We start from the raw sequence: 13,377 nt of genomic DNA, 5'->3' as shown, positions 1-13,377 counted from the left end.
GGCTGGTGGGGCAAGGCCCGCCCGGCCGGCTGGGACGACTCCGTCGAGGCAGCCCGCACCATCGCCCGTGAGGCCGGTGTCGAACTCACCGTCCGCGCCGGTCAGCACGCGCCGTGGCACCCGGGCCGCTGCGCCGCGCTGTACGTGATGGTCAACGGCGAGGAGACCCTCTTCGGGCACGCGGGCGAACTGCACCCGCGCGTCATCAAGGAGCTCCACCTGCCCGAGCGCACCTGCGCCATGGAGGTCGAGCTCGACGTCCTGGAGCAGGCCGCCGACGGTGCCCTCCAGGCACCGCGGATCTCCACCTTCCCGGTGGCCACCCAGGACGTCGCGCTGGTCGTCGCCCAGGACGTGCCCGCCGCCGATGTGGAGCAGGCGCTCCGCGAGGGTGCGGGTGAACTCTTGGAATCGCTGCGGCTGTTCGACGTCTTCACGGGTGAGCAGATCGGCGGGGACCGCAAGTCCCTGGCGTACGCGCTGCGGTTCCGCGCCGCGGACCGCACGCTGACCGTCGACGAGGCGAGCGCCGCCCGCGACGCGGCGGTGGCGCTGGCCGCCGAGCGCACGGGTGCGGTGCTGCGCGGCGCGTAACAGCGCACCCGCACACCGAGGAGGGGCGTATCCGGCCACCGGATACGCCCCTCCTGTGTGCTCGCCCGGAGGCGGAGGACCGCACGCGGGCCCCGGCCGGACCCGGGGGAGCCCGGTTCCCGGCCGACCCCGCAGCCACCCTCCGATCCGTGGGCAGTGGGTCGTGCGATCCGGCGCCGCCCGCGCTGCCACGGAGTGTCGGGCAGGTCGGCAGAGCGGACGGCGCGGATGCGGGTCGCCGTGCTGTACGAGGGGGAGCAGACGACCCGGCCGCCTCTTGCGAGGGACCCAGTCAAGCGATTCACGGACCGGCGCAACAGAGCGCGCAGCGGGACGGTTCGGGCATTCCGTTCACACCCCGTGTGAATCGTGCTCCACTGGGGCGACACGTCCTGGCGTGCCGATCCACCGGAGGGGCAATGGGGGCAATGGAGCCCAACACTCTGCTAGAGGCTCTGATCGACGAGGCGGGCGTCTCCCGGGCCGGGCTCGCGGCACACGTCAACCAGGCCGGCCGCGGCCGGGGGCTGTGCCTGCGGTACGAACACACCGCGGTCGCCCGCTGGCTGAAGGGCCAGCGGCCGCGCGGCCAGGTGCCCGACCTGATCTGCGAAGTGCTCGGCAGCCGTCTGCGCAGGGCCGTCTCGCTCGACGACATCGGTATGGCCGGCCAAGGCAGCCACGTGCCGGCGCAGGGCGCCTCGCTCACCGGATTCGTCGAACGGGCCACCGCGCTGTGGCGCTCCGACGAGCAGCAGCGCCCGCACGTCGTCGCCGCTCCGGCCGTCACCGGCACCACCGCGGTGATGCCGGTGTGGGAGTGGGAGAACCCGCCGGAGGACGCCGATGTCTCCCGCACCGGGCCGACCCGCGTCAGCATGGCCGACATAGCGACACTGCGTGCCGCCCGCGCCCACTACGAACTGATGTACCGCAAGGCGGGCGGCATCGCGACGCGTTCGCGCATCGTCGGTTTCCTCAACGCCGAGACCGCTCCGCTGCTGCGCGGCGGCTACAACGATGCGATGGGGCGTCAACTGCACCGTGCGGCGGGCGGGCTGGTGGCCGTCGCGGGTATCTGCGCCTACGACTCCGATGCCCACGGACTGGCCCAGCGCTACTTCCACCAGGCGCTGCGGCTGGCCAAGGCGAGCGGGGACCGGGGGCTCGGCGGCTACGTGATCGCGCTGCTCGTCAACCAGTCGCTGTTCCTGGCCGACTACCGGCAGTCCGTCGCCTTCGCCGAGGCGGCGCTGCGGGCGGCCGGACGCGACATCACTCCCGCGCTGGCGGCCGATCTGCATGCGATGCAGGCCAAGGCCTACGCCCATCTCGGCGACAGGGGAGCCGCGTTGGCGTGCATCCGGCGCGCCGAGTCCGAGGCCGAGCGCATCCGGCCCCGTCAGGAACCGGACGAGACGGGGTACGTCCAGCCGGGGCTGGTCAACGTGCAGGTGGCCGAGGCGCTGCTCGGGCTCGGGGATCTGTCCTCGGCCCGGGAGCATGCGGCCGCGGCCGTGCGCACTCCCGCGCACGACCGGGGCCGGGTCCACCGGCTGGCCATGCTGACCACGATCGAGCTGCGGCAGGGCGAGGCCGACCGGGCCGCGGTGACCGCCGCCGAGATGGCGGAACGGGCCAGGGGCATGGAGTCGCAGCGGCTGCGCGACCGGCTGCGGTCGGTGCGCGAGCAGCTGGTCGCGAGCGGCAGCGCCGAAGCGGAACGGGCCGCCGAAATCGTCGACGCGTCCCTGCGCGTACCGCTGTGAGCGTCAGTCTGCTGCGATATGGCCACCTACTAGTCAGAAGGTGGCAGAAGAGTGCAGTGGACGAACCTGAACGAACAGACTGTGTACGAGAACCGCTGGTTCCGGGTCAATCTGGCCGACGTCGTCCTCCCCGACGGCGACCACCTCGACCACTACGTCATCCGGCTCCGCCCTGTCGCCGCGGCCACCGTCGTCAACGAGGTGAACGAGGTGCTGCTGCTCTGGCGGCACCGGTTCATCACGGACAGCTGGGGCTGGGAAATCGCCGCGGGTGTGGTCGAGGACGGTGAGGGGCTCGCCGCCGCGGCCGCCAGGGAGATGGAGGAGGAGACCGGCTGGCGCCCCGGACCGCTGCGCCCGCTGCTGACCGTGGAACCGTCCAACGGGCTCACCGACGCCCGGCACCACTTCTACTGGGGCGAGGAAGCCGACTGGACAGGCCACCCCCGCGACGCCTTCGAGTCCTCACGCCGGGAGTGGATACCGCTCAAGCTGGTGCCCGACATGATCGCGCGCGGCGAGGTGCCGGCCGCCGGCATGGCGGCCGGGCTCATGATGCTGCACCACTTACGGCTGGGCTGAGCGAACGGCACCGGGCCGGAGGGCCGGTCCGTGCGGGTGGGAGGGGCCGAAACGTCATCGGCCCTCCCACCCGGAGGCGTGCCGTGTCAGGCGTACGGGTAGAAGCCCGAGCCCGTCTTGCGGCCGAGCCGGCCCGCGTCCACCATCCGCTGGAGCAGCGGGGGAGCGGCGTACAGCGGCTCCTTGTACTCGGCGTACATCGAGTCGGCGACCGAGGCCACGGTGTCCAGGCCGATCAGGTCGGCGAGCTTGAGCGGGCCCATCGGGTGGGCGCAGCCCATCTCCATGCCGTTGTCGATGTCCTCGCGGCTGGCGATACCCGACTCGAACATCCGGATCGCGGAGAGCAGGTACGGGATCAGCAGCGCGTTGACGACGAAGCCGGAGCGGTCCTGGGCGCGGATCGGGTGCTTGCCGAGTATGTCCTGCACGACGGCCTCGGCGCGCTTGACCGTCTCGTCCGACGTGGTCAGCGCGGGGATCAGCTCGACGAGCTTCTGCACCGGGGCCGGGTTGAAGAAGTGGATGCCGATGACCCGGTCGGGGCGTGAGGTGGCGACGGCCAGCTTCACCAGCGGGATCGAGGAGGTGTTGGAGGCGAGGATCGCGTCCTGCCGGGTCACCACCTGGTCGAGCACCTGGAAGATCTCGGTCTTGACCTGCTCGTTCTCCACGACGGCCTCGATGACGAGATCGCGGTCGGCGAACTCTCCGAGGTCGGTGGTGAAGCTGAGGCGGCCGAGGGTCTCGTCGCGCTCCTCCTCGGTGATCTTGCCGCGTTCGGCGGCCTTCGAGAGGGAGTTGTACAGCCGGGTGCGGCCGATCTCCAGCGCCTCGCCGGTGGTCTCGGCCACTCTGACCTCGAGGCCGCTGCGGGCACACACCTCCGCGATGCCTGCACCCATCTGGCCGCAGCCCACCACCCCGACGCGTGCGATGTCCGCCATAGAGTCCGTCACCTCGTGCCTTTCGCTGTTCTCCGTGCGGCGGCTTCCGTTCGGTTCCGGGCTCCGCCTCGACCCCACGACGTTACTCCGCGCCCTCCCGGAGATCGTGGGCCGGGGCGGGCATGCTCAGGACTGCCCCAGGATTCCGGGGATCCGACGACTACCCAGAGACGGCAGGTGCGGAGGAATGCGGCAAATCGCCAGAAGGGGCTTTGTGGCCGGTGCGGCCGGGACGGTGGCCATGGTGGTGGCCTCGGCCGCCGGTGCCGGGGGTGCCACCGCCGACCCGCGCGGCGAGGTCCGCGTGCACCGGGGACCGGGCCCCCGGGACGTGCCGCGGCGCGAGCTGCGCGGCATGTGGGTGGCGACCGTCGAGAACCTCGACTGGCCCTCGGAACCGGGGCTGTCCGCCGCCGCACAGCAGGCCGAGCTGATCGCCTACCTCGACGAGGCCGTCGACCGGCGGCTGAACGCGGTGATCCTCCAGGTCCGGCCGTCCGCCGACGCGCTGTGGCCCTCGCCCTACGAGCCGTGGGCCCAGTGCCTCACCGGCGTCCAGGGCAGGGACCCGGGGTGGGACCCGCTGGGCACCGCCGTGCGGGAGGCGCACAGCCGAGGTCTCGAACTGCACGCCTGGTTCAACCCGTACCGGATCGCCAACCACACCGACCGCTCCCGGCTGGCCGCCACCCATCCCGCGAGGCTGCACCCCGACTGGGCCCTGCCCTACGGCGGGAAGCTCTACTACGACCCGGGCCTGCCCGAGGTCCGCGCTTTCGTCCAGGACGCGATGCTCGACGCGGTCCGCCGCTACGACATCGACGCGGTCCACTGGGACGACTACTTCTATCCGTACCCGGTGGCCGGGGAGTCGTTCACGGACGACGCCACCTACGCGAAGCACGGTGCGGGGTTCGCGGACAAAGCCGCCTGGCGGCGATCCAACACCGACAAGCTGGTGCAGGAGGCCGGACGGCGGATCAAGGCGGTCAAACCCGGCGTCCGGTTCGGCATCAGCCCGTTCGGTGTGTGGCGCAACGCCTCGACCGACCCGCTCGGTTCGCGGACCGCGGCTCAGGTGCAGACCTATGACGATCTGTACGCCGACACCCGCGGCTGGGTCGAGAAGGGCTGGATCGACTACATCTGCCCGCAGCTCTACTGGAACATCGGCTTCGCCGACGCCGACTACGCCGTGCTGCTGCCCTGGTGGAACGAGGTGGTCCGGGGCACGGGCGTCGATCTCTTCATCGGTGAGGCGCTCTACAAGTGCGGCGACCCCGCCCAGCCCGCGGCCTGGCAGGACCCGGCGGAACTCTCCCGGCATGTCGACCTCGCCGCCGGATACGACCAGGCCCGCGGCCACGCCTACTTCTCGGGGAACGGGGTGGTCGCGGACCGGATCGGTGCCATGTCGCGGCTGGTGGCCGACCACTACCGGTCGCGGGTGCGTCCGCCCGGCTGACCTGCCGGGTGTGCCGTACGGCGCGGGCCGGTGGCGCGGCTCTACGGTCCCGGGGCCCGGTGCGGGGCGGCGTCGTGGCGTACGACGCTGTCGGGGCCGGGTGCCAGGAGGTGTTCGTGTCCGTCGTCGAATCGGACCCGGTACGGGGGAGTGCCCCCGTCCCCGAGCACTTCGACGATCTCTGCGACCCGGTCCTGGTGACCCACGGTCCTGCCGTGCGTCACCAGCCGGTCGCCCGTGTGTGCCTCCATCGGGGGTGACCTCCTCATGGGTGGCGGTCCATGTCGACAAGTCTATGTCTGGACGGCGGCTTCGCCCCGGTGGGAGCGGCCGCTGTCCCGCCGGTCACCGGCCGCGTCCTGCACCGCCCGTGCGCTGGGTGGCCGCGATGCAGACGAGTACCGCGACCGCCGCCACCGGTGCGGAAGGCGAGACCTCCTCGCCGAGCAGGAGGAACGACCAGACCAGCGTCAGCAGCGGCTGCGCGAGCTGGAGCTGGCTGGCCCGCGCCACCCCGATCTCCGCCATGCCCCGGTACCAGACGTAGAGCCCGAGGAAGGTCGAGCCCGCCGCCACCCAGACCAGGCCGATCACCCCGTGTGCGGTCAGCCGCACCGGCTCGGACGGCAGCGCGACCGCGGCGCCCGCCACGGCGAGCGGCAGGGTCAGGATCAGCGCCCAGCCGATCACCTGCCAGCCCGGCATGGCCCTCGCCAGCCTGCCGCCCTCGGTGTAGCCCGCCGCGCACACCAGCAGGGCGGCGAACAGATACAGGTCCCCGGCGGAGAGCGCGCCGCCGCTCTGCAGCACGGTGAAGACGATCACCACGGCCGCCCCGGTGAGCGCCGCGGTCCAGAACGCACGGGACGGGCGCGAGCCCGTACGTACGGATGCGAACACCGCCGTGGTCAGCGGCAGCAGCCCCACCACCACGGCCGCGTGCGAGGTCGTCGATGTCTGCAGCGCGAGGGTGGTCAGCAGCGGGAAGCCCACCACCACGCCGCCCGCCACGACCGCCAGTCCGGCCCAGTGCCGCCGCTCGGGCACCCGCACCCGGCCTGCGAGGAGCACGCTGCCCGCGATCACGGCGGCCAGCAGGCTGCGCAGCGCCACCAGGGACCAGGGGCCGAAGCTCTCCAGCCCCCACGCGGTGGAGGGGAACGTCAGGGAGAAGGCGACCACGCCGAGTCCGGCGAGCAGCGTTCCGCCCCGTCCCGTCGCCCCGGACCCGGGACCGCCGTCGGCCGGGTCCGGCCCCGGGGCCGCCGGGGTGGTGCGGGCCGGTCCGTCCACGGTGGGGCCGACCGCTATTGTGCTGCTGGGAGTAGCGCTATCCTCTGACTTCATGCATGAGCGTAGCAGTGTGGCTGATCTGGTCAGTTCCCTCCGGGATGAACTGGACCGCTACTCACCAGGCGAGAAGCTGCCGTCCAGCCGTGCTCTGGTTGAGCGCTTCCGGGCGAGTCCCGTGACCGTCTCGCGGGCCGTCGCACAGCTCGCCGCGGAAGGGCTGGTCGTCACCCGCCCAGGATCCGGCGCGTTCCGGGCACAGCCCGGCCCCGAGGCGCCGCCGTCCGGTGACACCTCGTGGCAGGAGGTGTCGCTGAGCGGCGACGGCGGCCCCGAGGTGGTGCCCCGCACGGTCGACGCGTCAGGAGTCCTGGCCACCCTGGCCGCTCCGGCCACGGGCGTCGTCGAGTTCAACGGCGGCTACCTCCACAGCTCGCTGCAGCCCGAGCGCGCCCTCGCCGCCGCACTCGCCCGGGCCGGCCGCCGCCCCGGCGCCTGGGGCCGCCCGCCCACCGAAGGGCTGACCGAACTGCGCGCCTGGTTCGCCCGCGAGGTCGGCCCCGCGCTCACCGCCGCCGACGTACTGATCACCGCCGGTGGCCAGAGCGCCCTGGCCACCGCGCTGCGGGCGCTCGCCCAGCCCGGCGCGCCGGTGCTCGTCGAATCACCCACCTACCCGGGCATGCTGGCGGTCGCGCGGGCCACCGGGCTGCGGCCCGTGCCGGTCCCGGCCGACACCGACGGGGTGCGACCGGAGCTGCTCGCCGCCGCCTTCCGGGCCACCGGCGCCCGGGTCCTCGTCTGTCAGCCGCTGTTCCAGAACCCGACGGGCGCAGTCCTCGCCCCCGCCCGCCGCACCGAGGTCGTCCGGATCGCCAGGGAGGCCGGGGCGTTCGTCGTCGAGGACGACTTCGCCCGCCGGCTCGTCCACGACGACGCCGGACCGCTGCCCCGGCCGCTGGCCGCCGACGACCCCGACGGAGTCGTCGTCCACGTGTGTTCCCTCACCAAGGTGACGTCACCCAGCCTCAGGGTGGGCGCCCTCGCCGCTCGTGGCCCGGTGTTCGAACGGCTGCGTGCCATCCAGGTCGTCGACAGCTTCTTCGTTCCCCGGCCGCTCCAGGAGGCCGCACTCGAATTCGTCGGCACCCCGGCCTGGAGCCGCCATCTGCGCTCCCTTTCCGCAGAGTTGCGGGCCCGCCGCACCGCGATGGTGGCAGCGCTGCGCCGGGAGCTGCCCGCTCTCGCGCTCCCGCACATCCCGGCGGGCGGCGGCAGCCTCTGGGTGGGACTGCCCGGCACCGGGGCCGGAACCGATGAGTCCGCCATGGTCTCGGCGGCCCTGCGCGCCGGTGTCGCCGTCGCCCCCGGGCGGCCGTATTTCTGCGCCGAACCACCGGCGCCCCAGGTCCGGCTGAGCTATGCGGCCGTATCCGGAACGGCCGAGATCGCCGAGGGGGTGCGACGGCTGCGTACGGCCTGGGGAGGCGCCATCGGCTGCGCCGCGAGCTAGTCTCCGGGCATGACCGAAACTCCCCAGCAGCGTTACGAGATATCGTCCGACCCCTCCCGGCTGGACGCGTCGAGGATTCACAACTGGCTCTCCACCGACGCTTACTGGGCGCTCGGCCGGACCAGGGAACGCCAGGATCTGGCCATCGCCGGCTCGCTCAACTTCGGCGCCTACGATGTCGTTTCGGGCGAACAGGCCGGGTACGCCCGGGTGGTGACCGACCTCGCCACCTTCGGCTGGCTCTGCGATGTGTACGTCGACCGCGCAGCCCGCGGCCACGGACTCGGCGCAGGAATGGTCACCGCGGCGCGCGACCACCTCGCCGATGCGGGCATCCAGCGGCTCCTGCTCGCCACGGAGGACGCCCACGGAGTGTACGAGAAGGTCGGTTTCAAGCCGCTGGAAAGCCCGGCCAAGTGGATGTCCCTCCAGCTCGGCTGAGTCGGAAGCGCTTGCGGCCGCGCTCTTGACCTGCGGGGCGATCGGCTCCACGATCACGCCCATGAGTGTTCGAGTCACACTCGTCGCCGCGGCGCGCAGCTCGTCCCTGCTCGGGGAGCGCTTCGACGACGACCGGCCGCTCGACGAGGCCGGCTGGCAGGAGGTGCAGTTCGCCGCCCCGGCACTGGTGTCCCTGGGGGCGGCCGAGCTGCGGTACTGCTCGCCGACGCCCCGCAGCCGCGCCACCGGGGACGCACTCGGCTTCGCCCCGCTGGTCCAGCCCGCCCTGCGCGACTGCGACATGGGGCGGTGGCGCGGCTGCACCCTTGCCGACGTCACCGCACGCGAACCGGCGGCCGTGGACGCCTGGCTCGCGGATCCGCGGTCCGCGCCGCACGGCGGCGAACCGCTGCTCGCGTTCATCTCCCGGATAGGAGGCTGGCTGGACACCCGCCCCGCCTGCGAGGGGTCGATCGTCGCCGTCGCCGAACCGGCCGTCGTGCGGGCCGCCCTCGTCTACGCGCTGAGGGCGCCGCCCTCGGCGTACTGGAACGTCGACGTCCGTCCCCTCTCCACCGTCACGCTGACCGGTCTGCCCCGCCGCTGGAGCCTCCGCCTCGAAACCGGAGCGCGCTGAGGCGCGGCGCCCGCGGGATCGTGGCACACCATCCCTTCCCGCCGGTCCGACCAGTCGGTATGTTGTCCTGATCCGAGTCCGATCAGGCATGCCCCAGGCGAGGGAGGCCACCGTGCCGCCGATCCACGGTCGTTGCGACGAGCGCTTCGCCGCCGTACGCGACGCGTTCGAGGAGAATTTCCGCGAGCGCGGCGAACTGGGCGCCGCCGTCACCGTCCTGGTCGACGGGCAGCCCGTGGCCGATCTCTGGGGAGGCTGGGCGGACCGCGCCCGCACCCGCGCCTGGGAACAGGACAGCCTGGTCAACGTCTGGTCCACCACCAAGGGACCGACCGCGCTCTGCGCCCATATCCTCGCCGACCGCGGCCTGCTGGACCTGGATGCCCCGGTCGCCGCGTACTGGCCGGAGTTCGCGGCGGCCGGCAAGGAAGGCGTTCTCGTACGGCATCTGCTCTCCCACCGCGCGGGACTGGCAGGGCTCCGCGAGCCGCAGACCCTGGCCGAGCTCTACGACTGGGAGCTGACCTGTGCCAGGCTGGCGGCGACCGAGCCGTGGTGGGAGCCCGGCACCCGGTCCGGCTATCACGCGTTCACCTACGGCTTCCTGGTCGGTGAGGTGGTCCGGCGGGTCAGCGGTCTGCTGCCGGGGGAGTTCCTCCGGCGGGAAGTGACCGGTCCGCTCGCCATCGACTTCACCATCGGCCTCCCCGCGGAGGAGGCGCCGCGCGCCGCCGAACTCGACATCCCGAGGGCGGACCGGGCCCGGCAGGCGGCGCTCTTCGCGCAGATGGAGCCGGTCGCCGTCGCCTCGCTGCTCAATCCGCCCACCGGCGCGGCCGCCGCCAACACCCCGCAGTGGCGGGCAGCCGAGATCCCCGCGGCCAACGGCCACGGCACGGCCCGCGCGGTCGCCGCGCTGTACGGCGTCTTTGCCGGCCGGGGCAGCTTCGACGGCCGGCGGATCCTCTCCGAGAAGGCTGCCGAACGGGCCCGTGAGGGTCAGGGGCTCTGCCGCGACCTGGTGCTCGGGGCGGGATTCGGCCATGACACGGAGATCGCGCTCGGTCTGTGGCTGAGCGGCGCCGACGGCTCGTACGGTCCCAACCCACGGGCCTTCGGTCACGACGGCGCGGGCGGTTCGTGCGGACTGGCCGACCCGGAGGCCGGGATCGCCCTGGGATATGTCATGAACCGGATGGGCCCGCATGTGGCCGACGACCCGCGCAAGATGGCGCTGGTCGAGGCGGTGTACGCGTCGCTGTGACGGCCGGCGGGCCCGTCGCGGCGCGGTCACCGGCCAGGCGCTCGCCTTCGGTTGCCGATGCCCGATCCGGGTACCGCCGGTGCGGCCGGTACGGAGTGTGCGCCCCGTACCGGAGCCGCGCCGTGGTGCTTTGTCCTCGGACCGGAGGCCTGCCGGCCCGGTCAGCCCTTCTCGCGTTCGGCGACGATGAGTGTGAGCGCCTCGGTGATCGCCGTCTCCGCGGCCGCCTTGTCGAGGCCGAGACCGGTCAGCAGGCCCGCGCCGTCCTCGTGCTCCAGCAGGGCGAGCAGGATGTGCTCGGTGCCGATGTAGTTGTGCCCCATCCGAAGCGCCTCGCGGAAGGTGAGCTCCAGCACCTTGCGGGCATCGGCGTTGTACGGGAGGAGTTCGGGCAGCTGTCCCTCGGAGGCGGCGGGCAGCGCCGCGGTGGCGGCCTGGCGGACCGTGTCCAGGGGTACGCCCTGCGCCTTGATGAACGCCCCTGCCAGCGCTTCCGGCTCGATGAGCAGCCCGAGCACGATGTGCTCGGTGCCGATCTCGCTGTTGCCCGCGGCGCGCGCCTCGTTCTGCGCGGACATCACGACGTTCTTCGCGCGCGAGGTGAAGCGGCCGAAACCCTGGCTGGGGTCGAGCTCGGTCGGCTCGCCGGGGTCCTTGGCGACGAACCGCTTCTGCGCCGCCTGCCGGGTCACCCCCATGCTCTTGCCGATATCCGTCCAGGAGGCGCCGGAGCGCCGTGCCTGGTCCACGAAGTGTCCGATCAGGTGGTCTGCCACGTCGCCGAGGTGGTCGGCGGCGATGACGGCGTCCTGGAGCTGGTCGAGGGCGTCGGGGTGGACTTTCTTGATGGCGTCGATGAGGTCGTCGAGACGGACCGGATGCGTCATGCCCACTGGATTCGTCATGTGTCAACCTTAGGTTGACAGTCTCGCACTGTCAACCTTCCGTTGACACTCGCCCGGTCGGCCGAGGAAGCCCCCCGGACACGACGGAACGCGCCGGCCGACGATATCCGTCGGCCGACGCGTTCCGTCGGCTGTTCCGCGAGCGGATCGGGTCAGAGGACCCCGGAGTCGGCGATGGTGACCTTCGCCGAGGTGCGGCCGCTCTGCGAGCCGAGCCCCTCGATCTTGGTGACCAGGTCCAGGCTCTCCTGGTCGGCGACCTCGCCGAACACCACGTGCTTGCCGTCCAGCCACGACGTCACGACGGTCGTGATGAAGAACTGCGAACCGTTGGAGTTGGGGCCGCTGTTCGCCATGGAGAGCAGGCCCGGCTTGGTGTGCGCCAGCTTGAAGTTCTCGTCGTCGAACTTCGCGCCGTAGATGCTCTTGCCGCCGGTGCCGTCACCGCGGGTGAAGTCGCCGCCCTGCAGCATGAACGCGGGGATGACGCGGTGGAAGGACGAACCCTTGTAGCCGAAGCCGTGCTCGCCGGTCGCCAGCTGGCGGAAGTTCTCGGCGGTCTTGGGCACGACGTCGTCGAACAGATTGAAGACGATCCGCCCGGCGGGCTCGTCGTTGATGGTGATGTCGAAGTAAACCTTGCTCGTCATGGAACCATCCTGACATCCGGCCGCACGGGCCCGACGGGCGGGCGCGACGAAACACCGCTCACGGGTGACGGGGCGGGCGCATGTGGTGGACGCGCGGGGCGAACACGACAGCGGCACCGTCCCCGCACGGCACAGTCGCAACCGTGCCGCTACGGCCGGCGGCGGGGCTTTCCGCGCTTGGCTCCCGCAGCGCCCTTGGCACCCCGGGAGCCCTTGGCCCCCTTCGCGCCACCGGAACCGCCCCGGGCACCCTTCCCCGATCCCGCACCGGCCGCCGGCTTGCGCCGGGCACCACCGGTCTCCGGCGCCTTGCGCTTCGGCTTCTCCGCGGGCGCCGTACTGCGGCCCCGGGTGCTGTTCACCGTCCGGCCCCGGACGATCCCGATGAAGTCCTCCACCAGGTCCGTGGTCCTTTCCTCCGGCCACGACAACGCGATGCGCGACTCGGGGGCGCCCGACAGCGGCCGGTACGTGAGGTCCTTGCGGTGGTGCAGACGGGCGAGGGACTGCGGGACAGCGAGAACGCCCACCCCTGCCGCCACCAGCTCGATCGCGTCCGTCGTCGTGGCGGGGCGCTCGATCGCGGGCCGGCCCGGCAGCCGCTCCCAGCCGAGGGTGTCGTCGAGCGGATGCAGCACGATCTCGTCGGCCAGCTCCTCGACGGAGACCTCGTCGACCGCCGCCACCAGGTGGTCCTTGGGGATCACCACCACGGTCGCCTCGGTGTAGAGGGGGATCGCGCTGAGGTCCGTCCGGTCGACCGGCAGCCGTACGAATCCCGCGTCGGCTCCGCCGTCGAGCAGCAGGGCCGACGCCTCGGCGGCGGGCACCGCGACAAGGGAGAGGGGGATGTCCGGCAGGCGCTCGTTCCAGATCCGCACCCACTTGGTGGGCGTCACCCCCGGGACGTACGCGAGCCGGAACGAAGGGGTTGCTTCCGAGCCTGTCACCCCGCCAGGTTACCGGTCGTGGTCAGCGGCGGCGCACACGCTCGATACCCTTGGCACCATGACGTCGCACCAGACCACCCAGACAATGAAGCCCGCGACCGCGGCGAAGAAATTGGGTGTGTACCTCGAGGCCACCCCCGCAGAGTTCCAGGAGGGTGTCGTCTCGCGCACCGAGCTCGCGGCACTCCAGTCCGAGCCGCCCGAGTGGCTGCAGGAACTGCGGCGCAACGGGCCGCACCCCCGGCCGGTGGTCGCCGCCAAGCTGGGCGTCTCCATCTCCGGCCTCGCGCGCGGCGGTGTCACGGAGGCCCTCACCACGGAGCAGATCGAGGCGCTGAAGCAGGAGGACCCCGAGTGGCTGCGCAAGGAG

Annotated in this window: 14 protein-coding genes and 1 pseudogene; 9 read left to right on the top strand and 6 right to left on the bottom strand. The window is 72.3% G+C overall.

The features are described 5' to 3' along the window. From ACFVW8_RS23150 to ACFVW8_RS23140, 3 genes and pseudogenes are all read left to right on the top strand, one after another. Window positions 1-594, top strand: a pseudogene (locus ACFVW8_RS23150) (phenylalanine--tRNA ligase subunit beta); the annotation flags it as partial. A gap of 428 nt (window positions 595-1,022) precedes the next feature. Continuing rightward, a complete protein-coding gene (locus ACFVW8_RS23145; protein WP_389692918.1) occupies window positions 1,023-2,363 on the top strand; it encodes a transcriptional regulator in 1,341 nt (446 codons plus the stop codon). 51 nt (window positions 2,364-2,414) lie between these two features. Continuing rightward, complete coding sequence (locus ACFVW8_RS23140) at window positions 2,415-2,945, top strand: NUDIX domain-containing protein (protein ID WP_389692916.1); 531 nt, start codon at window positions 2,415-2,417, stop codon at window positions 2,943-2,945. Between the two features lie 86 nt (window positions 2,946-3,031). Here the strand turns inward: ACFVW8_RS23140 and ACFVW8_RS23135 are convergent, their stop codons facing one another. Next, the gene (locus ACFVW8_RS23135) at window positions 3,032-3,892 is read right to left on the bottom strand and encodes a 3-hydroxybutyryl-CoA dehydrogenase (protein ID WP_389692914.1); all 861 of its coding nucleotides are present in this window, start codon (window positions 3,890-3,892) and stop codon (window positions 3,032-3,034) included. A gap of 187 nt (window positions 3,893-4,079) precedes the next feature. Here ACFVW8_RS23135 and ACFVW8_RS23130 point away from each other — a divergent pair, with 187 nt between their 5' ends. Beyond that, on the top strand, window positions 4,080-5,357 hold the full coding sequence (locus tag ACFVW8_RS23130; protein ID WP_389692911.1) for a glycoside hydrolase family 10 protein: 1,278 nt from the start codon (window positions 4,080-4,082) through the stop codon (window positions 5,355-5,357). A gap of 41 nt (window positions 5,358-5,398) precedes the next feature. On the opposite strand, the gene ACFVW8_RS23125 is transcribed toward ACFVW8_RS23130, so the two are convergent. Further along, window positions 5,399-5,608, bottom strand: a complete 210-nt coding sequence (locus ACFVW8_RS23125) for a DUF1918 domain-containing protein (protein ID WP_389692909.1) — start codon at window positions 5,606-5,608, stop codon at window positions 5,399-5,401. Window positions 5,609-5,702: 94 nt separating this feature from the next. Continuing rightward, window positions 5,703-6,704 carry a DMT family transporter gene (locus ACFVW8_RS23120; RefSeq protein WP_389692907.1) on the bottom strand — a complete coding sequence of 334 codons (1,002 nt, stop codon included), beginning with the start codon at window positions 6,702-6,704 and terminating at the stop codon, window positions 5,703-5,705. On the opposite strand from ACFVW8_RS23120, the gene ACFVW8_RS23115 reads away from it, so the two are divergent. The 4 genes from ACFVW8_RS23115 (at window position 6,703) to ACFVW8_RS23100 (ending at window position 10,502) form a co-directional block, all read left to right on the top strand. Further along, a complete protein-coding gene (locus tag ACFVW8_RS23115) occupies window positions 6,703-8,160 on the top strand; it encodes a PLP-dependent aminotransferase family protein (protein ID WP_389692905.1) in 1,458 nt (485 codons plus the stop codon). The two genes, ACFVW8_RS23120 and ACFVW8_RS23115, sit on opposite strands and share 2 nt — an antisense overlap. Before the next feature lie 9 nt (window positions 8,161-8,169). Beyond that, window positions 8,170-8,601, top strand: coding sequence for a GNAT family N-acetyltransferase (locus ACFVW8_RS23110; RefSeq protein ID WP_389692903.1), 432 nt, complete (start codon window positions 8,170-8,172; stop codon window positions 8,599-8,601). Window positions 8,602-8,662: 61 nt separating this feature from the next. After that, the gene (locus ACFVW8_RS23105) at window positions 8,663-9,238 is read left to right on the top strand and encodes a histidine phosphatase family protein (protein ID WP_389692901.1); all 576 of its coding nucleotides are present in this window, start codon (window positions 8,663-8,665) and stop codon (window positions 9,236-9,238) included. Between the two features lie 88 nt (window positions 9,239-9,326). Continuing rightward, window positions 9,327-10,502, top strand: coding sequence for a serine hydrolase domain-containing protein (locus tag ACFVW8_RS23100; protein ID WP_389692899.1), 1,176 nt, complete (start codon window positions 9,327-9,329; stop codon window positions 10,500-10,502). A 161-nt stretch (window positions 10,503-10,663) separates the two neighbouring features. On the opposite strand, the gene ACFVW8_RS23095 is transcribed toward ACFVW8_RS23100, so the two are convergent. The 3 genes from ACFVW8_RS23095 to ACFVW8_RS23085 form a co-directional block, all read right to left on the bottom strand. After that, window positions 10,664-11,407, bottom strand: coding sequence for a Clp protease N-terminal domain-containing protein (locus ACFVW8_RS23095; RefSeq protein ID WP_389692897.1), 744 nt, complete (start codon window positions 11,405-11,407; stop codon window positions 10,664-10,666). A gap of 152 nt (window positions 11,408-11,559) precedes the next feature. Next, window positions 11,560-12,057 carry a peptidylprolyl isomerase gene (locus tag ACFVW8_RS23090; RefSeq protein WP_389692895.1) on the bottom strand — a complete coding sequence of 166 codons (498 nt, stop codon included), beginning with the start codon at window positions 12,055-12,057 and terminating at the stop codon, window positions 11,560-11,562. Between the two features lie 149 nt (window positions 12,058-12,206). Then, window positions 12,207-13,007, bottom strand: a complete 801-nt coding sequence (locus ACFVW8_RS23085) for a LysR family substrate-binding domain-containing protein (RefSeq protein ID WP_389692893.1) — start codon at window positions 13,005-13,007, stop codon at window positions 12,207-12,209. A 58-nt stretch (window positions 13,008-13,065) separates the two neighbouring features. Between ACFVW8_RS23085 and ACFVW8_RS23080 the strand changes: the two genes are divergently transcribed. Beyond that, window positions 13,066-13,377 (top strand): DUF5997 family protein (locus ACFVW8_RS23080; RefSeq protein WP_389692891.1); only part of this gene is annotated, 312 nt, incomplete at its 3' end.

Source organism: Streptomyces sp. NPDC058221 (genome assembly GCF_042882365.1).
GTDB lineage: Bacteria > Actinomycetota > Actinomycetes > Streptomycetales > Streptomycetaceae > Streptomyces.
The sequence above is the reverse complement of the archived record's forward strand: the minus strand, read 5'-3'. Positions and strand labels throughout refer to the sequence as shown.

Bases quoted from the DNA above. Each gene is read 5' to 3' on its own strand.
- ACFVW8_RS23115 (WP_389692905.1), top strand. From the start codon at position 6,703: ATGCATGAGCGTAGCAGTGTGGCTGATCTGGTCAGTTCCCTCCGGGAT.
- ACFVW8_RS23130 (WP_389692911.1), top strand. From the start codon at position 4,080: ATGCGGCAAATCGCCAGAAGGGGCTTTGTGGCCGGTGCGGCCGGGACG.
- ACFVW8_RS23135 (WP_389692914.1), bottom strand. From the start codon at position 3,892: ATGGCGGACATCGCACGCGTCGGGGTGGTGGGCTGCGGCCAGATGGGT.
- ACFVW8_RS23120 (WP_389692907.1), bottom strand. From the start codon at position 6,704: ATGAAGTCAGAGGATAGCGCTACTCCCAGCAGCACAATAGCGGTCGGC.
- ACFVW8_RS23110 (WP_389692903.1), top strand. From the start codon at position 8,170: ATGACCGAAACTCCCCAGCAGCGTTACGAGATATCGTCCGACCCCTCC.
- ACFVW8_RS23095 (WP_389692897.1), bottom strand. From the start codon at position 11,407: ATGACGAATCCAGTGGGCATGACGCATCCGGTCCGTCTCGACGACCTC.
- ACFVW8_RS23125 (WP_389692909.1), bottom strand. From the start codon at position 5,608: ATGGAGGCACACACGGGCGACCGGCTGGTGACGCACGGCAGGACCGTG.
- ACFVW8_RS23145 (WP_389692918.1), top strand. From the start codon at position 1,023: ATGGAGCCCAACACTCTGCTAGAGGCTCTGATCGACGAGGCGGGCGTC.
- ACFVW8_RS23105 (WP_389692901.1), top strand. From the start codon at position 8,663: ATGAGTGTTCGAGTCACACTCGTCGCCGCGGCGCGCAGCTCGTCCCTG.
- ACFVW8_RS23100 (WP_389692899.1), top strand. From the start codon at position 9,327: ATGCCCCAGGCGAGGGAGGCCACCGTGCCGCCGATCCACGGTCGTTGC.
- ACFVW8_RS23090 (WP_389692895.1), bottom strand. From the start codon at position 12,057: ATGACGAGCAAGGTTTACTTCGACATCACCATCAACGACGAGCCCGCC.